The sequence below is a fragment of the Desulfonauticus sp. genome (assembly GCF_055126295.1).
In genome coordinates this window covers 33385-55044 of the sequence record NZ_JBSRHE010000003.1, presented here as the reverse complement: position 1 = coordinate 55044, position 21660 = coordinate 33385, and the positions used below count along the sequence as shown (strand labels likewise).

General features: G+C 41.1%; 22 protein-coding genes and 1 riboswitch. Of the genes, 17 read left to right on the top strand and 5 right to left on the bottom strand.

The genetic code is table 11. The features are described 5' to 3' along the window. Positions 1-2 precede the first annotated feature (2 nt). The gene (locus ACTCIM_RS02495; RefSeq protein ID WP_029969670.1) at positions 3-893 is read left to right on the top strand and encodes a hypothetical protein; all 891 of its coding nucleotides are present in this window, start codon (positions 3-5) and stop codon (positions 891-893) included. Here the strand turns inward: ACTCIM_RS02495 and ACTCIM_RS02490 are convergent. Further along, positions 874-1857, bottom strand: a complete 984-nt coding sequence (locus ACTCIM_RS02490) for a FecCD family ABC transporter permease (protein ID WP_472313683.1) — start codon at positions 1855-1857, stop codon at positions 874-876. The genes ACTCIM_RS02495 and ACTCIM_RS02490 overlap by 20 nt on opposite strands. Between ACTCIM_RS02490 and ACTCIM_RS02485 the strand changes: the two genes are divergently transcribed. From ACTCIM_RS02485 to ACTCIM_RS02475, 3 genes are read left to right on the top strand one after another with little or no spacing between them, the layout of a single operon-like run. Further along, a complete protein-coding gene (locus ACTCIM_RS02485; RefSeq protein ID WP_472313681.1) occupies positions 1856-3208 on the top strand; it encodes a cobyrinate a,c-diamide synthase in 1353 nt (450 codons plus the stop codon). The two genes, ACTCIM_RS02490 and ACTCIM_RS02485, sit on opposite strands and share 2 nt — an antisense overlap. Continuing rightward, on the top strand, positions 3209-4165 hold the full coding sequence (locus ACTCIM_RS02480) for a precorrin-8X methylmutase (protein ID WP_472313679.1): 957 nt from the start codon (positions 3209-3211) through the stop codon (positions 4163-4165). 10 nt (positions 4166-4175) lie between these two features. Continuing rightward, complete coding sequence (locus ACTCIM_RS02475) at positions 4176-4682, top strand: tetratricopeptide repeat protein (protein WP_472313677.1); 507 nt, start codon at positions 4176-4178, stop codon at positions 4680-4682. Positions 4683-4783: 101 nt separating this feature from the next. On the opposite strand, the gene secA is transcribed toward ACTCIM_RS02475, so the two are convergent. Both secA and ACTCIM_RS02465 read right to left on the bottom strand, forming a co-directional pair. After that, a complete protein-coding gene (secA, locus tag ACTCIM_RS02470) occupies positions 4784-7294 on the bottom strand; it encodes a preprotein translocase subunit SecA (protein ID WP_472313675.1) in 2511 nt (836 codons plus the stop codon). Beyond that, a complete protein-coding gene (locus ACTCIM_RS02465; protein ID WP_472313673.1) occupies positions 7287-8315 on the bottom strand; it encodes a (Fe-S)-binding protein in 1029 nt (342 codons plus the stop codon). The genes secA and ACTCIM_RS02465 overlap by 8 nt, the downstream gene beginning before the upstream one ends. A 53-nt stretch (positions 8316-8368) precedes the next feature. Between ACTCIM_RS02465 and panC the strand changes: the two genes are divergently transcribed. The 4 genes from panC to metK are packed head-to-tail and all read left to right on the top strand — an operon-like array spanning position 8369 to position 11412. Then, complete coding sequence (gene panC, locus ACTCIM_RS02460) at positions 8369-9229, top strand: pantoate--beta-alanine ligase (protein WP_029969650.1); 861 nt, start codon at positions 8369-8371, stop codon at positions 9227-9229. Then, positions 9222-9572 carry an aspartate 1-decarboxylase gene (panD, locus tag ACTCIM_RS02455; RefSeq protein WP_464278766.1) on the top strand — a complete coding sequence of 117 codons (351 nt, stop codon included), beginning with the start codon at positions 9222-9224 and terminating at the stop codon, positions 9570-9572. The genes panC and panD overlap by 8 nt, the downstream gene beginning before the upstream one ends. Beyond that, entirely contained in the window at positions 9573-10229 is a 657-nt protein-coding gene (locus ACTCIM_RS02450) for a DUF502 domain-containing protein (RefSeq protein ID WP_464278765.1), read from the top strand. 10 nt (positions 10230-10239) lie between these two features. Further along, positions 10240-11412, top strand: coding sequence for a methionine adenosyltransferase (gene metK / locus ACTCIM_RS02445; protein ID WP_464278764.1), 1173 nt, complete (start codon positions 10240-10242; stop codon positions 11410-11412). Positions 11413-11472: 60 nt separating this feature from the next. Here the strand turns inward: metK and ahcY are convergent, their stop codons facing one another. Continuing rightward, complete coding sequence (gene ahcY / locus ACTCIM_RS02440) at positions 11473-12894, bottom strand: adenosylhomocysteinase (RefSeq protein WP_464278763.1); 1422 nt, start codon at positions 12892-12894, stop codon at positions 11473-11475. A gap of 180 nt (positions 12895-13074) precedes the next feature. On the opposite strand from ahcY, the gene ACTCIM_RS02435 reads away from it, so the two are divergent. The 9 genes from ACTCIM_RS02435 to cobJ all read left to right on the top strand — a co-directional run bounded on the left by ACTCIM_RS02435 (position 13075) and on the right by cobJ (position 20540). Next, on the top strand, positions 13075-14049 hold the full coding sequence (locus ACTCIM_RS02435) for a YIP1 family protein (RefSeq protein WP_472313672.1): 975 nt from the start codon (positions 13075-13077) through the stop codon (positions 14047-14049). Positions 14050-14062: 13 nt separating this feature from the next. After that, positions 14063-14398 (top strand): hypothetical protein, encoded by a 336-nt coding sequence (locus ACTCIM_RS02430; protein WP_472313671.1) that lies wholly within the window; start codon positions 14063-14065, stop codon positions 14396-14398. 14 nt (positions 14399-14412) lie between these two features. Further along, positions 14413-15597 (top strand): 12,18-didecarboxysiroheme deacetylase, encoded by a 1185-nt coding sequence (gene ahbC / locus ACTCIM_RS02425; RefSeq protein WP_029970152.1) that lies wholly within the window; start codon positions 14413-14415, stop codon positions 15595-15597. Further along, a riboswitch (cobalamin riboswitch) is annotated at positions 15598-15782 on the top strand. Between the two features lie 73 nt (positions 15783-15855). Beyond that, the gene (locus ACTCIM_RS02420) at positions 15856-16725 is read left to right on the top strand and encodes a sirohydrochlorin cobaltochelatase (protein ID WP_472313669.1); all 870 of its coding nucleotides are present in this window, start codon (positions 15856-15858) and stop codon (positions 16723-16725) included. Then, complete coding sequence (cobI, locus tag ACTCIM_RS02415; RefSeq protein WP_472313667.1) at positions 16722-17465, top strand: precorrin-2 C(20)-methyltransferase; 744 nt, start codon at positions 16722-16724, stop codon at positions 17463-17465. The genes ACTCIM_RS02420 and cobI overlap by 4 nt, the downstream gene beginning before the upstream one ends. After that, positions 17449-18456 carry a cobalt-precorrin-5B (C(1))-methyltransferase CbiD gene (gene cbiD / locus ACTCIM_RS02410; RefSeq protein WP_464278758.1) on the top strand — a complete coding sequence of 336 codons (1008 nt, stop codon included), beginning with the start codon at positions 17449-17451 and terminating at the stop codon, positions 18454-18456. Before cobI ends, cbiD begins: the two co-directional genes overlap by 17 nt. Continuing rightward, positions 18449-19060 carry a cobalt-precorrin-7 (C(5))-methyltransferase gene (locus ACTCIM_RS02405; RefSeq protein WP_472313665.1) on the top strand — a complete coding sequence of 204 codons (612 nt, stop codon included), beginning with the start codon at positions 18449-18451 and terminating at the stop codon, positions 19058-19060. Before cbiD ends, ACTCIM_RS02405 begins: the two co-directional genes overlap by 8 nt. Continuing rightward, positions 19051-19827, top strand: a complete 777-nt coding sequence (locus ACTCIM_RS02400; protein ID WP_472313664.1) for a cobalt-precorrin 5A hydrolase — start codon at positions 19051-19053, stop codon at positions 19825-19827. The genes ACTCIM_RS02405 and ACTCIM_RS02400 overlap by 10 nt, the downstream gene beginning before the upstream one ends. Continuing rightward, a complete protein-coding gene (cobJ, locus tag ACTCIM_RS02395) occupies positions 19773-20540 on the top strand; it encodes a precorrin-3B C(17)-methyltransferase (protein WP_472313662.1) in 768 nt (255 codons plus the stop codon). Before ACTCIM_RS02400 ends, cobJ begins: the two co-directional genes overlap by 55 nt. Here cobJ and ACTCIM_RS02390 read toward each other — a convergent pair. Next, positions 20537-21658, bottom strand: a complete 1122-nt coding sequence (locus ACTCIM_RS02390; RefSeq protein WP_464278755.1) for a class I SAM-dependent RNA methyltransferase — start codon at positions 21656-21658, stop codon at positions 20537-20539. The two genes, cobJ and ACTCIM_RS02390, sit on opposite strands and share 4 nt — an antisense overlap. Between the last annotated feature and the right edge of the window lie 2 nt (positions 21659-21660).

Genomic DNA, 21660 nt, shown 5'->3' with positions numbered 1-21660 from the left:
AGATGGACATAGAAAAAATAAAATTTTTAACTGCTCTTACTCTGGTAGTTTGTTTTCTTTTACTCCCTCTTGGTAGTTTGGGTTTAAGTTTTTTTTATGAATTGGGTTCTAAACTCAAAAAAAAGGTGCTTTTGGATAAACTGGCCCAACAAATTGCCAGGCAGGGTTTAATCTTTGGGTTGGGTGTAGGGATAAGTTTGGCCATCCTTTCTTTTTGGCCTGGATTTGGCGTAAAAGTAAATATGGATTTTCTAAGTTCTCCTCTGTGGACACAGGGACTTATTTTTTTAGGCGCTAGCTTACTTTTAACTATTTCTTACTTTGCTCTCTGGAAGTCCTTAAAAAACATTAAAGTATTACATTTATTGCTGGGGATAGGCGCTATAGTTTTCTACAAGCTCTTTTTATTTAACTTCTTTAGAGTTAGCTATAATTTGCTCTTGGTAAGTAATACCAATTATCCTCCTCTAAATTCCATATTTTATCCTGTTGTAGGACAGCTTTTCATCTTAAGTTTTCTGTTTTCCACTAGTATGGCTTTTATTTTTCTGATTCTGAGAAGAAAAATAGACGACTTTGGGCGGGATTATTACCGTTATGCCTTACATGTGTTAAGTAAAAGCGGTATTCTGGTCCTTGTTTTAAGTATAATCCCCTGCTTGGTAGTATTTTACCTTTTACAAGAAAGGTTTGTGTTTGCTCCGCTTATCCAGCCTGGAGCAGTAATTATTTTAGCCATGCTTTTTCATTTTTTTGTTTTCTACTGGTTGCTTAAACAAAATCAACCCTTGCGCTATAAGGGGCTGATTTCCCTTTTACCTTTGGGGAGCATGGTTTTACTCTTTTTTAGGCTTGTTTCCTATTTTGAGCTTTTTAAAATGGCTGGGCACTAGTTTTTTTCTTTTTTAACAAGAGCAAACAAAAAAAGGGGCCACCCAAAAGAGCGGTCAGGGCCCCTACAGGTATTTCTTCTCCTCCTGTTAAAAGAAGACGGGCTAAGATATCTGCTCCCAAACTTAAGCTCCCTCCTAAAAGGCCACTTAGAGGTAGCAGAGTGGAAGAAGTATAAAATCCCTGCAATCTTAGAAGGTGGGGGCCAACTAGGCCGATAAAGCCAATTACTCCAGCTACACTTACACTGGCTCCTGTTAAAATGCTGGCAGCTAGAAAAAAGAAGAGGCGGTAAAAGTGAGGGTTGAGCCCCAGGGTGTGGGCTTCCAGGTCGCCCAGGGAAAGAAGGCTTAATTGTTTTAGATTAAAAAACAAAAAAAGGTGTCCTAAAAGGAAAAAAGGCAGAAAAATTTTTACTTCTAGCCAGGAACGATTGGCAAAGCTTCCTAAAATCCAAAACACAATGGAGCCCACTTTTTCTTCATCCAAAGATTTTAAAATGGAGATAAGGGCAGAGAAAAAGGTGGTGAGGATAATGCCTGCCAGGATTAGGGTTTCCTTTTGAAAAAAGTGTTTATGCCAGTTTAAATAAAGGACCAAAAGCAGGGTGATAAAAGCCCCTGCAAGGCTGAAAAGAGGAAGGGAATAAAGGCCAAAGGGGAAAAATCCCCAAAAAAGGGCCAGGCTGGCCCAGAAGGCAGCCCCAGAAGAAATGCCCAGAGTAAAGGGTTCGGCCAGGGGATTGTTTAAAATATTTTGTAGAGTAGCCCCGCTGGTAGCTAAGGAAAAGCCAACCAGATAGGCTAAAAGGGTCCTGGGTACTCTTATTTGCCAGAAAATGGTTGACTCTACTCCTGCTTTTAAGTGGTAGATATCTAGATTTACAGGGCCTGCTAAAAGAGATAAGTAAGCCAGGATAAGGCTTATACTGAGAAGTAAAAGGGCAAAAACACAGGTTCTTAGCATGCAAAGAAACTCTCTTATTTTAGCTGCCTGGTCAAGTGGTTGTGGTAAGACCTCTTTGAGCCTGGCCTTTATAGCCAGCTTAAGGAAAAAAGGTATTCAAGTTTATCCCTTTAAGATTGGCCCGGATTTTTTGGACCCTTTATACCTGGGGAAAGTAGCTAATACTTCCTGTTATAATCTGGATTTGTTTTTTAGTCCCCTGGAACATGTGCAGGATTTGCTCAAAAAAGACGGTTTTAATTTGATTGAAAGTGTAATGGGGTTTTATGATGGAGACAAGCAGGGTCAAAATTCCACTGCTCATCTGGCCTTTTCCCTGGATATACCTGTTTTTTTAATAGTAGAGCCTTTAAAAGCAGCTAATAGCCTGGCTGCAGTTGTTTATGGCTTTTGCCAGCTTAGACAAGAAGGCAAATTAATAAAAGGAATTATTTTAAATAAATATACTTCCTTACGCCAAGTAGAGCTTTTAGAAGCCAGCTTAGAGCAATATAACTTGCCTCCTTTAGTAGGCGCTTTTCCCAAGGGCAGTTTGCCAGAACTAAAGTCAAGGTATTTAGGACTTTATAATCAGGTGGATTTAAGTGGTGCAGATAGACAAAGGCTAGAAGAGGCTGGAGAAAAGTATTTTTTTTGGGAAAGGATATCTAAGGTATGTGCTTTTAAAAAGGAGAAAGTAGATTCTGCCAGGATTAAGCCAGGGAAAAGGCAGGTAAAAAAGGTAAAACTGGGCGTAATTTTAGATGAAGCCTTTAATTTTTACTATCAAGCCCAGTTAGAAGCCCTGAAACAAAGGGGGGTGGAACTGGTTTTTTTTTCCAGCCTTACTACTAAAACCCTTCCTTCCAATTTAAAGGGCCTTTATATTGGGGGAGGCTATCCTGAACTTTACGCTTCCCTGTTAAGTGCCAATAAAAGCTTACTTGAAGATATCCGGAAATTTGGCCTGGAGGGTGGAAAAATCTATGCTGAATGTGGTGGTTTGATTTTTTTGACTCAAGGAATAGAAGACCAAGATAAATTTTATCCTCTGGTAGGATTATTAAATACAAGGGTAAAGCTTTTACCTAAAAAGGCTTATTTAGGTTATGTAAAGGTAAAGATAAATAGGGATTGTGGCTGGTTTAGAAGGGACACTTTGCTTAAAGGACATGAATTCCACTATTCCACTTTATTAGATAGAAATGTTTTAGGCGTAGAAAATGTATATGAAGTGGTAGATAGTCTGGATAATCCTCTTGAAAGCAAGGGGTTTTATTTTAAAAACATCTTAGCCAGCTATATTCACTTATATTTTGCTCATCAAGAAGAGGTATTAGATAATTTTTATTCTTTTTTAAAGGAAAGTTAAATGAAAGGTATAATTGTTATTAATCATGGCAGTAGAAATGAAGAGGCCAGGCAGGATTTTTTAAATAAGGTAGAAAAGTTAAAACAAAGGGCCAGAGGTTATGTTTTGGCTGGAGCCTTTTTTTCTCTGGGCAAACCCAGTGTAGAAGAGGTAATGCAAGGTTTTAAAGAGCAGGGAATAACTAAAGTTGGCTGGTATCCCTATTTTTTAAATTCAGGCAATCATGTACGTCTGGACTTGCCTGCTTTAAAGGATAGGTTAACTCAAGACCTGGCAATGGAAATAGAGATTTTGCCCGGGCTTTATGCTGAACCTCTACTGGAAGAACTGGTTTTTGAAAGCATTGCTTCTTTTCTGGAGAGCAAATATCCCGGTTTGCCTGAGGAAATAGAAGCTAGTAGCCTGGATTTTATTGAGCAGAGCTTAAAGATTAATTTTTTCTCTAGGGAAGAAAGGGAAGTGGTTAAAAGGGTGATTCACGCTACTTGTGATTTTTCCTTTGCCCAAACTATGCGCTTTCATCCCCAGGCTATAAGCACAGGCATTTCTTTGCTCAAACAAGGGGCGAAAATTTTTTGCGATGTCAATATGGTTAGGGCTGGGCTTACTTCCTTTAACTCCTTTTGTTTGATTAAGGACAAAGAGACCTTAGAATTGTCCAAAAGGGAAAAGATAACCAGGGCAGCAGCAGCTTTTAGGTTGTTGCAAGAAGAGATTGCTGGTTCTATTGTAGTTATTGGCAATGCACCTACTGCCCTGGAAGAAGTACTTGCTTTAGCCAGGGTAAAACATATAAGGCCTGGATTGGTGGTGGGAGTGCCAGTGGGATTTGTAGGGGCAGCTTTGGCCAAAAGGCATTTGAGTGAAAGTGATTTGGTGTACATTACCAATTGGGGACCAAGGGGTGGTAGCCCGGTAGCTGCTGCTATTTTAAATGCCTTAAAGAAACTGGTTTAAGGGTGAGAAAATGAGTAAAAAGGTTTCCAGAAGAGGTTTTTTAAGGGGGATGTTAAACCCTTTTAGGCGGGATGAAGAAGAAGGTTTTAGTGGACTTAGCCCTTTGTTAGTCAGAGGGGATAAGGCTCTGGAACAGGGTGATTTTAAGCTGGCTATAGAATGTTATGAGAAGTTTTTGGAAGAGGAGCCAGATAGTCTGGAAGTGTTGAAAAAATGTGGCTATGCCTATTTTAAGGCTGGAGAGTTTGAACAGAGCAGAAAATACTTTAATAAAGTTATGGAAGTAAGGCCCAAGGAAAATTTTTGTTTGCTTTATTTAGGGCTTGGCTGGGCCAAACAGGGAGATTTGGAACAGGCTGTTAGTTATTGGAAGTCCTATTTTAATATCCAAAAGCCCCTGGTGCAAAGGGCCATTAACTCAGTGGTAGCCCTTTTTGAAGCCAAAGAGGACCAGGACCCTCTCAAGGTAGCTAAAGAAGTGGAAGAAGCTATTTTAGAGCAGAAAAAAACAAAGTAAGGTTTTTTAAAGAGTCCAGTTATTTTAGTTAATCTTCCAGAAAAAGCCAGCTTTTGCTGGCTTTTCTTTTTTTAACTTTTAAAAAGAATTTACTAATATTTTTACTTGTTTGCTCCACAGCATTTTTTGTATTTTTTGCCACTTCCACAGGGACACGGGGCATTGCGACCAATTTTAGGAGCTTTTCTTTTGACTGGGCTGGGCTTGGCTGTATCTGCTTCTCCTCCAATGAGGTTTAAATCCTGCTCTTCTTTGTGTTTAAATTCCTCTTCTTTTACCTGTTGGGACTCTATGCGCAGGTGGCATAAGGCTTTGAGGGTGTTTTCCTTGATATTAAAGAGCATATCCTGAAAAAGTTCAAAGCCTTCTCGTTTGTATTCTTGCTTGGGGTCCTTTTGGCCATAACCACGCAGTCCAATTCCTTCTTTTAGGTGATCCATGTTGAGCAGGTGCTCTTTCCAGTTGCGGTCCAGACTTTCCAGAAGGAAAAAGCGTAAGATTTCCTGGTAATAGTCTCCTGCCTGTCCTTTTAACTCCTCTAAAATTTGCAATATACCTTTTTTAGCCTCTTCATAAGTAGGCAGGGTCTTTAGCTCCAGTACTCTTTTCAGGTTAAAGATTTCCTTTAACTTAGCCAGGACTAACTTTTCTGTTTCAGGGTCCACTTTTTTGTTTTCTGAACAAGGGGCATAGACTTCTTCCAGGAGGTCATCTACAAATTCCTGGATAATAGGCTCCAGGTCCTCAGCCAGCATGAGTTCCTTTCTCTGGGCATAGATAACCAGGCGCTGCTGGTTCATGACATCGTCGTATTCCAGCAGGGTTTTTCTGATTTCAAAGTTGTGGGCTTCTACTCTTTTCTGGGCGTTTTCTATGGCTCTGCTTACCAGCTTGTTTTCTATGGGCTGGTCGTCTTCCATGCCCAGTTTGTCCATAAGACCAGAAATGCGGTCAGAACCAAAAAGGCGCATCAAGTCATCTTCTAAGGACAGAAAAAATCTGGAAGAACCAGGGTCGCCCTGGCGTCCACTTCTTCCCCTTAACTGATTATCGATTCTTCTACTTTCATGCCTTTCTGTGCCAATGATGTGCAGGCCGCCCAGTTCCTTTACTCCAGGTCCAAGCACAATGTCTGTTCCTCTTCCCGCCATATTGGTGGCAATGGTCACTCTGCCCTTTTCACCAGCCTTGGCTATGATTTCTGCTTCTTTTTCGTGGTATTTGGCATTTAGTACCTCGTGGGGGATTTTCTCTTTTTTGAGCAGGCGCGAAAGTAGTTCGGACTTTTCAATGGAAGTGGTACCCACTAAAATGGGCCTGCCTATTTTGTGCAGTTCTTTTATTTCTTTAACTATGGCCCTATATTTAGCTTCCTGGGTACGATAAATTACATCTGGATAATCAATACGAATCATGGGCTTGTGCGTGGGAATAACCACTACATCCAGGTCGTAAATCTGTTTGAATTCCACGGCTTCTGTGTCAGCAGTACCGGTCATGCCTGCCAGCTTATTATAAAGGCGGAAATAATTTTGAAAGGTAATACTGGCTAAGGTCTGGTTTTCTGCTTCTACTTTTACTCCTTCTTTGGCTTCCAGGGCCTGGTGCAAGCCATCGCTATATCGTCTGCCCGGCATAAGTCTGCCTGTAAATTCATCTACAATAATAACCTGCCCATCTTTAACAATATAATCCACATCGCGTTTAAAGAGGTAGTGGGCCTTTAGGGCCTGTAAGACATGGTGCTGTAGGTTGATGTGCTTGGGGTCAAAGAGGTTGTCCACTTTTAAAATTTCTTCCAGGCGTTTTATTCCTTCTTCTGTAAGAGTAACGGTTTTTAACTTTTCATCCACTTCAAAGTGGGTGTCTTTTTTTAGTAAGGGTACAATTTTATCTATTTTGGAATAAAGATAGGTGGACTCATCAGAAGGTCCAGAAATAATAAGAGGAGTCCTGGCTTCATCTATTAAAATGGAGTCCACTTCGTCCACTATGGCGTAGTTTAATTCTCTTTGTACCAGCTGGTGAGGATAAAATTTCATGTTGTCTCGAAGATAATCAAAGCCAAATTCGTTATTGGTGCCATAGGTAATATCTGCCTTATAGGCAGCTTTGCGCTCTTCATCATCAAGGCCGTGGACAATCACCCCCACGGAAAGCCCCAGGAATTTATAGATGTTGCCCATCCATTCCGCGTCTCTTTTGGCCAGGTAGTCGTTTACAGTAACCACATGTACACCTTTGCCTGACAGGGCGTTTAAAACCACAGGCAGGGTGGCGACCAGGGTTTTACCTTCACCTGTTTTCATTTCTGCGATTTTGCCTTGATGAAGGGCAATACCACCGATTAATTGCACATCAAAGTGGCGCATATTTAAGGTACGTTTGCCTGCTTCCCTTACCAGGGCAAAAACCTCTGGAAGTAATTCGTCTAAGGGCTTGCCCTTGGCCACTTGTTCTTTATATTCAGCTATTTTGGCTCGCATTTGGTCATCTGTAAGTTTGCTTACAGAATTTTCCAGATTGTTTATTTGGTCTACCAGGGGAGAGATTTTTTTGAGATAACGGTCGTTTTTGGTACCAATTATTTTTTTTACTAAAAAATTAAGCATTGTTCTCCTCTATAAATTGTATTGCTTCTAGCCAGTGAGCTATTTTATTTCTTGGACTAGAAAGTCTTAACTGGATAAGACATCCAAGGCAATTAGTAAAGATGGGAAGTTTTTCCTGGATTTGACTCCAGAAATGTTGAGTTACCTTGGTGGTAAGCTCTTGTTTTTTTAATCTAAGACTTCCTCCCAGGCCACAACAAAAATCTATAGTCTCTTTGCTGGTAAGATGTTTAGCAAAAAAATCATGGGCAGTATGACAGGAGTGATGAGCTATAAAATCAAAGGAATTTTCTGCCTTAAAATAGGTTAAAAATTTATCTGCCAGGAACAAGTTTTTTTCAGGAATAAGATAATTGCTTAAACCGTGATAACAAGAAGTACAAAAGGTAATTACTAGAGGTTGTCCCTTTGCTTCCCAGAGGGATAGGTTGTGCTCTTTGGCCTTGCTGGCCTTTTGCGGAAAACCAGTTAAGAGGTAAGGTAGTCCACAACACTCCCACTTTAAGTCTTCTAAAACCCTTAATCCCAGTAGTCCTAGCATTTTTTCTAGTTTTGACCTTAAATGGGGGAAATAGGGCCCTAAACAACCAGAAAATATCACCACCTCAGTGGACCAGTTTAACTTTTGGGTGCAGGAAAGGTATAATTGTTCAGGAAAAGGCGTAAATACATTTTTCTTGGAAGTAAGTGAGAGTAGAGAAGGGGTGATTCTTTTTAGAGGCTCCCTGGGCAACTGGTCTAAAATCCAGGCATATAAGTGCTCACTAACAAATTTATTTTTGGCTTTGAGTTTAGCCAGTTCTTGAGCAAAGTTTAAACCCTGCGTGCATACTTTAGCACAGCGTTCACAACCCAGACAGTAGCTGGCTAGTTTTTCCAGGATTTTGGGCTTGATTTGAGGGGCCTTGGAGAGTAAGAACCATTTCCCTCGCGGTCCCAAGTCTTCCCTTAGGGTGCTTAAAAATAAAGGGCAAACACTTAGGCATTTACCACAGGATATACACCTATTTTCTGCAGTCATTTTTCTAGACAAGTAATAGTTTTTTTTTTAACCTTTTTAGTTTAGAGATAGCTATGGAACAGATTTCTGTAATTTCCCAAATTCAAGCAAGGGTACAAAAGGCCCGGCAGGAAGGAAAGGTCATTTCCCTGGTGCCTACCATGGGGTATTTCCACGAAGGGCACCTAAGCCTTATGCGCTATGCCCGCAAGCATTCTGATTTGGTCCTTGTTTCGCTTTTTGTCAACCCAACCCAGTTTGGCCCAGGAGAAGACTTTGAAGCCTATCCCAGGGATTTGGAAAGGGATAAAAAACTTGCTCAGGAGCAGGACGTAGATATCCTTTTTACTCCCGGCAAGGAGGAGATGTATCTTCTCAATCATTTGACTTATGTACGAGTGGACAAGCTGGATAAGTTTTTGTGCGGCAGGAGCAGGCCTACCCATTTTCAGGGAGTATGTACAGTAGTTTTAAAGTTATTTAATATCTGCCAGCCAGATTTTGCAGTTTTTGGGCAAAAGGATTGGCAGCAGCTTATAATTATAAAGAAAATGGTTGAAGACTTAAATGTGGGAGTAAAAGTAGTAGGCCATCCCATTGTAAGAGAGCCAGATGGCCTGGCCATGAGTTCTAGAAATGTTTACCTTTCTAAAGAGGAGAGAAAGCAAGCAGCCAATATCTATCAGGGACTTCTTCTGGCCAAGAAGCTGGTAGAGCAGGGAGAAGTAGAAACTAGCAGGATAAAAGAAAGGGTGCAAAATTTTTATCAAGAGCAGATCCCTTTGGGAAAGTTAGATTACCTGGAGATTGTGCATCCCTTTGAACTTACATCCCTTGAGAGAATAGAAGACAAGGCCCTTATGGCTGTAGCCATGCAGGTGGGCAAGGCCAGATTGATAGATAATCTTTTGTTGCGAGGAAGTTTAGATGTTTAGAGAGTTTTTATTGGCAAAAATTCACAGGGCTACTGTTACTGAAGCCAGACTGGATTATGAGGGTAGTATTTCCATTTGTCCAGAGCTCTTAAAGGCCAGTGGTATTTTGCCTTTTGAAAAGGTTGAGGTCTATAATTTAAATAATGGAGAGAGGTTTGCCACCTATGCTATTCTGGGCAAAAAAGGTGAGATTGCTTTAAATGGCGCTGCTGCTCACAAGGGAAAGCCAGGAGATAAGGTGATAATTGCCGCTTATACCCATTTAACCCCTGCAGAGATAAATTCTCATAAACCTAAGATTGTGCTGGTGGGTAAAGAGAATAAGATTAAGAGAGTAAAATAAGTGTCAGCAGAAAGGCCTACTCTTTTTAAGCGCTTTAGGTCTTTTATCAAGGCCAACTTAATTGCCGGACTACTTTTTCTTACCCCTCTGGCAGCGACTTTTTATTTTTTAAAGTTTACTATTACCTGGATTGATAGAATTTTACTCCTTATTCCCCCAGCCTATAGGCCAGAGAACTTTTTACCTTTCCCAGTGCCTGGTTTAGGGATTTTTGTTTTATTTTTTATTTTACTCTTTACAGGCGTTCTGGTTAGAAATTATCTGGGAAGTAAACTGGTTGCGCTCTGGGAATATATTATTTCCAAAATTCCCTTGGTAAATAAGTTTTATATTTCTGTAAAACAACTTATTGAGACCATTTTAAATGGAGGAAGTAAGGACTTTAAAAGAGTGGTTTTGGTTGAATTTCCCAAGGATGGAGTGTATTCTTTAGGTTATGTAACGGGAGTTGCTGTTGGTGAAATCCAGCAGAAAACCAAAAAAAAGGTGTTAAACATTTATGTTCCCACCACTCCCAACCCCACTTCAGGCTATTACCTGGTGGTGCCAGAAGAAGAGGTCATTCCTCTGGAGATGAGTGTAGAAGATTCTTTTAAGTTGCTTATTTCAGGTGGGATCATAAATCCTGATGAAACCCCTAAAAAAAACAAGAAGTAAGGAGGAAACAATGCTTTTAACTTCAGAAAAATATTATTTTGCCTCAGAATCTGTTACTGAAGGGCATCCAGATAAAGTTGCAGACCAGATTTCTGATGCTATTTTAGATGCAATTATTGGCCAGGACCCCAATGCTAGAGTGGCCTGTGAAACTCTGGTTACCACTGGTTTGGCCTTTATTGCTGGTGAAATTTCCACCACTGCTTATGCGGACTTTCCAGAGATTGTCAGAGAAACTGTGAAGAACATTGGCTATACAGATGCTGCTATGGGCTTTGATTATGCTACCTGTGCAGTTATTTCTTCCATTGACAAGCAATCTCCAGACATTGCCATGGGTGTAAATCGGAAAAATCCAGAAGAGCAGGGAGCTGGAGATCAGGGAATGATGTTTGGCTTTGCTGTAGAAGAGACTCCCACGCTTATGCCTGCTCCCATTTATTGGGCTCATAAGTTGTCTAGAAGGCTTTCCTATGTGCGTAAAAATAATATTTTAGACTTTTTACGCCCAGATGGAAAAACAGAAGTGAGCATTGAGTACATAAAAGGGGTCCCCACCCGTATTGATAGTGTAGTGGTGGCTGCCCAGCACAATGAAAATGTGTCTTATGAAGATCTGGTAGAAGCCATTAAAGAGGAAGTTATTTTTAAGACCTTGCCTGAAGACATGGTGGATAGAAAGCAGATTAAAATCTATATCAATACCACCGGTCGTTTTGTCGTGGGTGGTCCTCAAGGAGACTGTGGGCTTACAGGTCGAAAAATTATTCAGGATACCTATGGTGGCATGGGCCATCACGGAGGAGGTGCCTTTTCTGGTAAAGATCCTTCCAAGGTGGACCGCTCTGCTGCTTATATGGCCAGGTATATTGCCAAAAATATTGTGGCTGCAGGATTGGCCAAGAAGTGTGAAGTGCAAATTGCCTACGCCATTGGCGTGGCTGAGCCTGTTTCTGTATTTGTCACCACTGGAGGCACAGGAGTGGTGCCAGATGAAACCTTGCAAAAGGCAGTAATGGAAGTCTTTGACCTCAGACCTTTTGCCATTATCAAAAGGCTTAACTTGCTTCGTCCCATTTATAAGAAAACCGCATGTTATGGCCACTTTGGAAGAGAAGATGTGGATTTTACCTGGGAAAAGACTGATGCAGTAGAAGATTTAAAGACTGCCTGTAAGATTTAAGCTTATTAAAAAGAATAAATAAAAAAAGAGCCACTCTTAAGAGTGGCTCTTTTTTTAGGGTTAATATCTATAATGCTCTGGCTTATAAGGCCCTTCAATGGGTACGCCTAAGTACTCAGCTTGTTTGGGGGTTAATTTTTCCAGTCTAACGCCTAGCCTATCCAAATGTAATCTGGCTACTTCTTCATCCAGTTTTTTAGGTAAGACCATAACTTTGGGCTCATATTGGTTTTTGGCCAGTTCTATTTGAGCCAGTACCTGGTTGGTAAAACTGGCGCTCATTACAAAACTGGGATGGCCTGTAGCACAACCTAGATTGACCAATCTTCCTTCTGCCAGAACAATAATGGACTTACCAGATTCCAAAATCCACTTGTCCACCTGGGGCTTTATGTTGATTCTTTTACATTTGGGGTTGTTTTCCAGATAGCTCATTTCTATTTCTGAATCAAAATGTCCAATATTACAGACTATGGCTTCATTTTTCATCCTTTCCATATGTTCGCCTCGAATGACATCACAGCAACCAGTAGCAGTGACAAAGATATCTCCCAGGGGAGCCACTTCTTCCATGGTTTTTACTTCATAACCCTCCATGGCAGCTTGCAGGGCACAGATGGGGTCAATTTCCGTGATAATCACTCTAGCTCCCATACCTCTCAGGGCCTGGGCACAGCCCTTGCCCACATCTCCATAGCCACAGACCACAGCTACTTTACCTGCAATCATTACATCTGTAGCTCTTTTGATTCCATCGATTAAAGATTCCCTGCAACCATACAGGTTATCAAACTTGGATTTGGTCACAGAGTCATTAACATTGATAGCTGGGAAAAGCAGCTCTCCAGTTTTTTCTAACTGATACAAGCGATGAACTCCTGTGGTGGTTTCTTCAGAAACTCCCCTGATGTTTTTAGCAATGCGTGTCCATTTTTCTGGGTCTTTTTTTAAGCTGTGTTTTAATCTTTCTACCAGAACCTGCATGTCCTTGTGCTCAAAGGTTTGTTCCAGAAAGGAAGGATCTTTTTCTGCTTTTACTCCCAGATGGATAAATAGAGTGGCATCCCCTCCGTCATCTACAATAAGGTCAGGACCAGAGCCATCAGGCCAGGTCAGGGCTTGTTCTGTACACCACCAGTATTCTTCAATGGTTTCCCCTTTCCAGGCAAAGACCTTGGCCAGGCCAGCTTTAACCACTGCAGCTGCAGCCTGGTCCTGGGTGGAAAAGATATTACAGGAAGCCCAGCGGATATCTGCGCCTAGTTTGTGAAGGGTCTGGATAAGCATGGCAGTTTGAATGGTCATGTGCAAACTGCCCATGATTTTTAAGCCCTTTAAGGGCTTTTCTTCCCCATACTTTTCTTGCAAAGCCATAAGACCTGGCATTTCATTTTCAGACAGGGCCATTTCCTTTAACCCCAAATCAGCCAGGGACATATCTTTAACTTTGTATTCAAGCTCTGGTTGTAATTCTAAAAACATATATTCCTCCTCTAACAATCTATAAAAAGAGGTTTAACCTCAAAGGATGGGTTTTAGCAAGTTTTTAAGCTTATAAAAAAATTGCCCTTTTCTCTTTTTTTAGTTTACTTGATAATTAATTGCTAAATGATTAAGAAAATAGACTAGGAAAAACACAATATAAATAAGGGAGTAAAAACAATGAAAATAAGTTGCCCTAATTGTGGTTTTAGTCGGGATGTGCCTGAGGAAAAAATACCTCCCAGGGCAACCCGGGCTACCTGCCCTAAGTGTGCCCATAAATTTGAATTTAGAAAAGCAGAGCCTGCCCCGTCTTTTATTCCTAGTTTTAGTCAGGAAGAAGAAGTAAAAAGGGAGCCAGAAATAACACCTACACCTGTAGAAGAAGAGCCCACTCAAGAGGTTTTAGCAGAATCTGCTCTGGAGGAAAAAGAGAAAAAGGAAAAGCCCCAGGCAGAAGGTTTGTGGGAAAAGTTAGAAGGTCTAAAACCAGAAGAAGACCCTCAAGTCTTATCTGAAGAAAAGGTTGAAAAAGAGCAAAAAACCGACCCAAAAGAAGAGATTCCCTGGGAGCATCTGGAAAATTATGGTTTTTTTCCTGGGCTTTTTTTGACCTTAAAGAAAACTTTGTTTTCTCCTGGAAAGTTCTTTAGTCAAATGGAGTTTAATGGCTTTGGTAAGCCCTTAGTTTATTATCTTTTGCTAGCTGAAGTCCAGGCAATTTTTACTTTTTTGTGGGAAATGCTGGGCATATTCCCGCACTTACAACAGGAAAACGCTCAGCTAGGTGGGCTTGTGGGCCTTTCAGCCATGGGTTTTGGCTCTTTACTAATACTTATTTTTTATCCCTTGCTCTTGACAGGAGCTCTTTTTTTGGCAGCCGGGCTTAATCATCTTTTTTTGAGTATTTTTCGGGCCGGGAATAAAGGTTTTGAAGGTACTTTTAGAGCCATAAGTTATGCCAGTTCACCTTTGATTTTGGGCATTATTCCTGGGATTGGCCAGTTTGTAGGTGCCCTTTGGTCCATGGTGTTGAGTATAATAGCTTATAAAAAGGTACATGAGACCACTTATACCCGGGTAATTTTGGCTTTACTCCTGACTCCTTTTATTTTAGGGCTAAGTCTCTTTTTGGTGTTTAAGTTCTTGGTTTAGAGAGTGTTAAATTATGTTTAAAAAATTAAGGGCTTTTTGGCGACAGATTAAACTTCAGCAAAGGTTGAAAGCAGAATTAAAGCCAGCCTATTTTCATAAAACTACAGAAGAAATATTGTATCTGACCAGATTGGCAGAGCAAATTTTACCTCCTGATGAAAAGTTTAAATCCAGAATTGTAAAAATTCGCCTGGAGATGTTAAAGCTTAAAAAGTTAATTGCTGAAGATGAATTTGATAAATTGCCTTTAAAAACCAGACAAGAATTGAGAAAAAGCTTAGAGCTTTCTAAGCACCAATTGGAAGAAAGCCTTGGTTTTGTAAAACCACCTACAAAAATTATTCAATAGAAAAAGAGGTTGTTATGATAGGTATTTCCAAGCTTTATTGTGATAATATTGAGCCTTCAGATGCCTTGCGTTATGGCAGGCATTCTAAAAAATTACCTTCCCATTTGCTCCAATTTTCCAAAGACAAAAAACCGGTAGTAGTCTGGAATATGACCAAAAGGTGTAACTTGCGTTGCGTGCATTGTTATGCCCAGGCAGTAAGTGAAGAAGGAGTAGATGAAATTTCTACCACCAGGGCCAAAGAGATTATTGATGATCTGGCCAGTTATGGCGCCCCTGTACTGTTATTTAGTGGTGGAGAGCCCTTGGTGCGAAAGGATTTGGTAGAGCTTGCCCATTATGCTGTATCCAAGGGCATGCGTGCAGTTATTTCCACCAATGGCACTCTTATTACCAGGGAAAAGGCCAAGGAGTTAAAAGAGGTAGGGCTTTCTTATGTGGGGATTTCCCTGGATGGGGGAGAAGAGGTGCACGACCGCTTTCGCAAAGTACCTGGCTCCTTTCAAAAGGCCATGGAAGGCGTAGAAAACTGTCAAAAAGAAGGTTTAAAGGTAGGATTGCGTTTTACCATCAATAAGAGAAATGTAGAGGAAGTTCCCAAGATATTTAAGATTTTAGAGGAAAGGGAAATTCCCCGGGTATGTTTTTATCATTTAGTCTATTCTGGTCGAGGCTCAGAGTTGATTAAAGAGGATTTGGATCATGCTGAGACCAGGAAAGTGGTAGATTTGATTATGGACTTGACCCAGGAACTCTTTGCCAGGGGCAAGAAAAAAGAAGTTTTGACTGTAGATAATCACGCTGATGGCCCTTATGTTTACTTAAGGTTGTTAAAAGAAAATCCCGCCAGGGCAGCAGAGGTGTACGAGCTTTTGCAGTTTAACGAAGGCAATAATTCTGGAAGAGGAATAGGTTGTATTTCCTGGGATGGAAGCGTTCACGCAGATCAGTTCTGGCGTAATCACACCTTTGGCAATGTCCTGGAAAGGCCTTTTTCTGAAATCTGGGAAGATCCCAGGATTGAACTGTTGCAAAAGTTAAAAAACAAAAAGGCTTATGTAAAAGGTAGATGTGCTAAGTGTAAGTATTTAAACATCTGTGCAGGTAATTTCAGGGCTAGAGCTGAAGCCTATTATGGCGATATCTGGGCTCCAGACCCTGCCTGCTATCTCACAGATGAGGAAATAGGCTTAAAATAAGGTTCTTTAACTTTTTCTGGTGCCTAACTCAGGCTTAATAGGGAATCCTGTGCAAATCAGGAGCGGTCCCGCCGCCGTGAGCCCTAAGAAAACCTAAACTTCCTGGTGTGCCACTGCCTAAAAAGGTGGGAAGGCCGAAGTTTAGGGGGGTGAGCCGGAAGACCTGCCAGAAAAAGTCTGGACCGTTTGGGTAACGGGGGCTTTACCCAAACGCGTGTCTTTTTTTGGCTAGCCCCAAAAAATTGAAGGGGGTTTGTTATGTCCTATTCTTTCTCCTTTATTTTCAGCCTTTTTTTTCTTTTTTTTAGTCTTTTTTCTGGCCAGACCCTGGCTCAAACCGCAAAGCAGGGGATTTTGTTGGTAACTTTTGGTTCTTCTTATCAGCAAGCGGAAAAGGCTTATGAGCTTATTGACCAGAAGGTTAAAAAAGCCTTTCCCAGAACGCCTGTTTACTGGGCTTATACTTCTAAAAAAATAAGAAACAAACTGGCTAAAGAAGGGAAGCAGATTGATTCTCCTCCCCTGGCTTTGGCCAAAATGTTGGAGCAGGGGTTTAGTGAAGTGGTAGTGCAGTCTTTGCATGTAATTCCTGGAGAAGAATTTGACTATCTTAAGCAGGTAGTAAATAGTTTTGCCCATTTACCCAAGGGGTTTAAAAAGATTAGCCTGGGTAAACCCCTTCTTTATTCCAGTAAGGATGTGAAAGAAGTGGTAAAAAAACTTTATCCTGTTTTACCAAAGTTAAATAAAGAAGAAGCCTTTTTATTTATGGGGCATGGTACTGAACATCCTGCAGATGTATATTATGCAGGCCTTAATTACTGGTTGCAAAATAAAGATAAGAGGTTGTTTTTAGCTACTGTAGAAGGTAGCATAGAGCTAGAAGATATTTTACCTGACTTGCGCAAGAACAAAATTAAAAGAATTTATTTAATGCCTTTTATGAGTGTGGCTGGAGACCATGCCCACAATGATTTAGCTGGAAAAGAAGAAGACTCCTGGGCAAGCACACTAACTAAACTTGGCTTTGAGTGTGTACCCTATTTAAAAGGCTTGGGAGAAATAGAAAGTGTAGTAGATATCTGGGTCAAGCATCTGCAACAAGCTTATAAGGAATTGGATAATTGAAATCTTTTCAGGTAAAAAAAGGACATTTTTATGCCCTGGGAGTAGGTCCAGGAAGTGCGGACTTACTTACCTTGCGAGCAGTAAAGGTTTTACAGGAGGCAGAGGTTATTTTTTGCCCTGCCTCTTTAAAAAAACAAGAAAGCTTGGCCCTAAAGATAATTTCTCCCTATGTGCAGGAGCAGCAAATCAGAGTGGTCTCTTATCCTATGCAGAAAAATTCCAGCCAGACCTGGGCCCACTGGCAAAAAATAGCCACAGAGATTGTGAAGTTGTGTGAGCAAGACAAAGTGGTAGCCCAGGTTACCCTGGGAGACCCTCTTTTTTATAGCACCAGTTGTTATTTGTTGAGCTTATTACAACCTCTTTTAAAGAAAAAGATTCATGTAGTTCCAGGCATTACAGCCTTTCAGGCAGCTTCAGCCAGGTTTAATCTGCCCCTTAGTTTGCAGGAAGACAGCTTTCTTTTACTGCCTGGAAGTGATGTAAAAAGGCTGGAAAAGGCCTTAACCTGCTGTGAGACGCTGGTTATTTACAAGGCTGGAAAAAACTTAAAGTCTATTTTAGACTTACTGGAAAAAAAAGGATTGTTGGCTGACACCTATCTGGTTGCTTATGTGGAGCAGGAAGAAGAATATCTTGTTCACCAGCCAAGCCCGGATATAAAACTTCCCGGTTATCTGGTAACCATTATTGTCAAACTCGGACATAAACCCTGGACTGAAAGTGAGAACAGGACTTAGTACAGGCACCTATGCTGCAGCCCTGGCCAAGGCCAGCGTGTGTTTGCTTTTGGGTAAGGCTAAAAGACTCAAAAGCATCTGGGTCTTGTTGCCAGATAAAAGATGGGTAAGAGTGGTGCTTACCAAAGCAAGACTTCTCTCTAGCCATAAGGCTGTGGCCTGGGCCAAAAAGGATGCTGGTGATGACCCTGATGTCACCCATAAAATGACTTTAGGTTGTTTGGCTTTGCTTCGAGAAGACAAGCAAATTGTGTTTAAAAGAGGCAAAGGGATTGGAGTGATAACCAGGCCAGGTTTACCTTTACCCATAGGAGAAGTGGCCATAAATCCCAGTGTAAGAAGGTTGATTGCAAAAAACCTGCACAACCTTTCTACTGCAGGAGTGGAGCTTACTTTTATGGCGCCTTTGGGAGAAAGGATAGCTTTAAAAACCTTTAATCCCCGCCTGGGTATTAAAGGAGGAATTTCCCTTTTAGGTACCACGGGCAGAGTAAGGCCCTTTTCTAAAGAAGCTATTAGAAAAACTATTGAACTTCATTTAAATTCCTTACTTGCCCAAAAAATAAATCCTCTGGTTTTGGTGGCTGGCAATTTGGGGAAAAAAGCAGCTTTAAAACTTGAATTTTCTGCAGAGCATATCGTAGAAGTAGGTAATGATTGGCAGACAGCCTTTTCCTTTTTAGAGGAAAAAGAGGTAAAAGACTTGGTTATTCTAAGCCATCCAGGAAAACTCTTGAAATTTTTAAGTAAAGAATTTTACACCCACAGCAAATACTCTTCTTCTGCCTTAAAAGCTCTTGCCAGTTATGGCTTTAATCCAGATAGTTTTAACACTGTAGAGGATTTTTTTCTGACTTTAGATAATCCGGATATTATTCATAAAATGTTAAAGGATGTAAAAAAGTCAATTCTGGATAATTTTAATCTCATGGTTAATAGCTTAAGGGTTTACTTTATAAATTACAAGAGTGAAATTATCGCTTATGCCTAAGCTTAGTATTATTGGCTGTGGTCCAGGAAATCCTTCTTATTTATTACCTGTAGCCAGAGAAAAGGCCCTGGAGCAGGATTTGCTTGTTGGCAAAAAGATGTTTTTGGATTTTTTCCCTGAATTTAAAGGAATAAAAAGAGAACTTTCCTCATCTTTACAGAAAGAAATAGGCTTTTTAAAGCAGGAAATACACAAAGTAAAGGTGGGATTACTGGTAAGTGGCTCTCCCTTGCAGTTTAGTTTGGCCCGGCTGGTCTTAAAAGAAGTTGGCCGTAAAAATTGTGTAATTATTCCAGGTATAAGTGTGGTTGAAGTGGCTTTAGCCAGACTGGGGCTGGATAGAGAAAAATTGTTTGTAAGCAGTTTTCACGGCCGAAGGCCTTTGTTGAAGCCAGAGGACCTTTTATCCTTTGAGCACTGGGTATTTTTTCTGGATAGGGATTTGAGCTGGCTTAAAGAACAGGAATTTTTATTTTCCCTGGGTAAGTTTTTTTATCTAGAAAACTTAACCTTGCCTGAAGAAAGGGTGTTAGCCTTAAAGGGCAGTGAAAATTTACCTCAAGTTAAGGGCCCAGCCCTTTTGGTAGGAAGTAAATGGCTATAGCTTATATTACCTTTTCCAGGGAAGGATACTCTTTGGCCGAGAGGTTAAAGGAAGAACTGGGGGGAAGTATCTATTTTCATGAAAGTATAGGCGCTAAAGAAGGTATCTCTTTTCCTAAAGTAGGAGAAGTTATCCCAGAGATTTGGAGAGCTTATTCCAGGATAGTTTTTTTAGGGGCTAGTGGGATTGCAGTGCGAAGTATTGCCCCTTTACTCGTTCATAAAACTGTGGACCCTGCAGTGGTAGTGGCAGATATTGGGGGCAGGTTTGTTTTTAGTTTGCTTTCCGGACACGAAGGTGGAGCCAACCTGCTGGCTTATGCAGTGGCCAATGTTTTAGGTGCCCTTCCTGTTATCACCACTGCTTCAGAAGCTCGTAAGGATATTGTGGTCGGCCTGGGCTGTAGAAAAGGGGTGAGTCTAGAAGACTTAAAGGAGGCCTTACTTAGGGCTTTGGCCAAGGTAGAGGTGGATATTACTAGAGTAAGGCACATTGCTACCCTAGAAGTAAAAAAAGGCGAGCCAGGCTTATTAGCCCTTTCCCGGGAGCTAAAGATTCCCTTACTTTTTTTGAAAAAGGAAAGGATACTGACCTCTCCCTATGTTTTGCCAGGTTCTTCCTTTGTCTTAAAGAAGGTGGGTGTACCTGCTGTGGCTGAACCAGCCTGCCTTTTAGCCAGTCATCAGCCCAAACTTATTTTAAGGAGAATGGTATGGAAAAATACCACCATTGCCCTGGCTCAGGAGCAGTTTTTGTCCTGGGAATAGGGCCTGGGGATAAAAAATATAGAACGCTTTATGCTGAAGAAATTTTGAGTAAATGTCAGGCTCTGGTGGGTTATCACAAGTATCTGGAGCTGGTAAGAGACCATTTTGAGCACAAACAAATCTTTTCTTCAGGCATGGGCCAGGAGATTTTAAGGGTGGAAAAGGCCCTGGAATTGGCAGAAGAAGGCTTAATTGTGGGAGTTGTGTCCTCAGGTGACCCTGGCATTTATGGAATGGCTGGCCTGGTTTTAGAATTAATGCAGAAAAGAGAAAAGTTTTTGCCTGTGGAAATCATTCCCGGAGTAAGTGCCGGGCAATATCTGGCAGCTAAAGTGGGTGCTCCTCTTATGCTGGACTTTGCCTGTGTGAGTTTAAGTGATTTGCTTATTGCCTGGGAAAAGATAGAAGGCAGGCTTTTGGCCCTGGCCCAGTCTGACCTGGTTACGGTGCTTTATAATCCCAGGAGTAAAAAAAGGACCTGGCAGCTAAAAAGAGCTAAAGAAATTTTTTTACGCTTTCGTCCTCCCCATACCTGGGTGGCGATAGGAAAAAATCTTAGCCTGGATAGGGAAAAGTTTATTTTAACCACTTTAAAGGATTTGAATTTAGAAGTGGTGGACATGCGTACCACTTTGATTATTGGTAATGACACCACCCAAAAGCTAGGTGATTTTTTGGTCAGTTTACGGGGATATGCCCGGAAAATGACTTAAGTTTTTTCCAGAACTAAAATTACCTCTAAATGATAGGTTTGGGGAAACATGTCCAAAAATTCCAGATAAGTAAGGTTAAAACCCTGTTTCCAGAAAGGTTTTAAGTCCCTTAAAGTATTTACTATATCGCAAGAAATCCAGACTATTTTTTTTAATCCAGAGAGATGGGCAATATTGTGCAGGTTGGGAGCTCCACTTCGGGGCGGGTCAATGATAACTGCCTCTGGTTTAAACCTGCTTACTGGTTCCAGGTCTTTATTTAGATTGGCCCGGGCTAGCGTTAGTTTTAACTGGTTAAACTGAGCAGTATATTTGGCTAACTCCAGGCTTTTGGGGTTTTCCTCCACCAGGAGCACTTTTTTCCCCAGATAGGCCAAAGCCAAGGCAAAGTTGCCCATTCCTCCGTAAAGGTCAGCTATCCTTTCTTCCTCTTTTAAAAGCGTACACGCCCGTTCTATGAGCAGGTTGTTGAGCCTAAAATTGGCCTGAAAGAAGGTATTGGCAGAGAGAAAATAGGTTAGGGGCAAGTTTTTTAAGGGAAAGCTTAAAAGTTCCTCATCTCCTTCTATACTGGTTTTTCCCTGCGGTGAACTGGCCACTACATAGGAACCCTTAGATTTGTTTTGGACCAGATTTTTAAGGTTGTGGCCCAGGGTTTTATCCAAAAGCAGGCAATCCTGAATGGGAAAGGTTTTATGGGAATTTAACTGATAGTAGCAGGGCTTTCCTTTGTGGACAAAGACCTCTCCTCTGTAGCGATATCTCCAGTTTTTGGGAGAAGGAGTGATTAAAAAATCTATTTTTTGTTTTAAGCCTCTTTGTAAGGCGTCTTCTAAGATTTGCTTTTTAAAAATCAGTCCATCCTGGGCGCGTACATGCCCAAAAGTACAACCGCCACAAACTGGAGAATGGGGACAGGGATGTTTTCTACGCCAGGGGGAAAATAGGACTTTTTGGCAGGTGGCTAAACAAAAATCCTTTTTTTCTTTATAGATTTCAACGAGTACTTGTTCCTGGGGGAAGCAGGGCGGAGAAATAAGGATAATTTTTTCTTCTTTGGTTTTAGCTAAGGCTTTACCCCGCCAAACAAGCTTTTCTACAGTTACTTCCAAGGGCATTT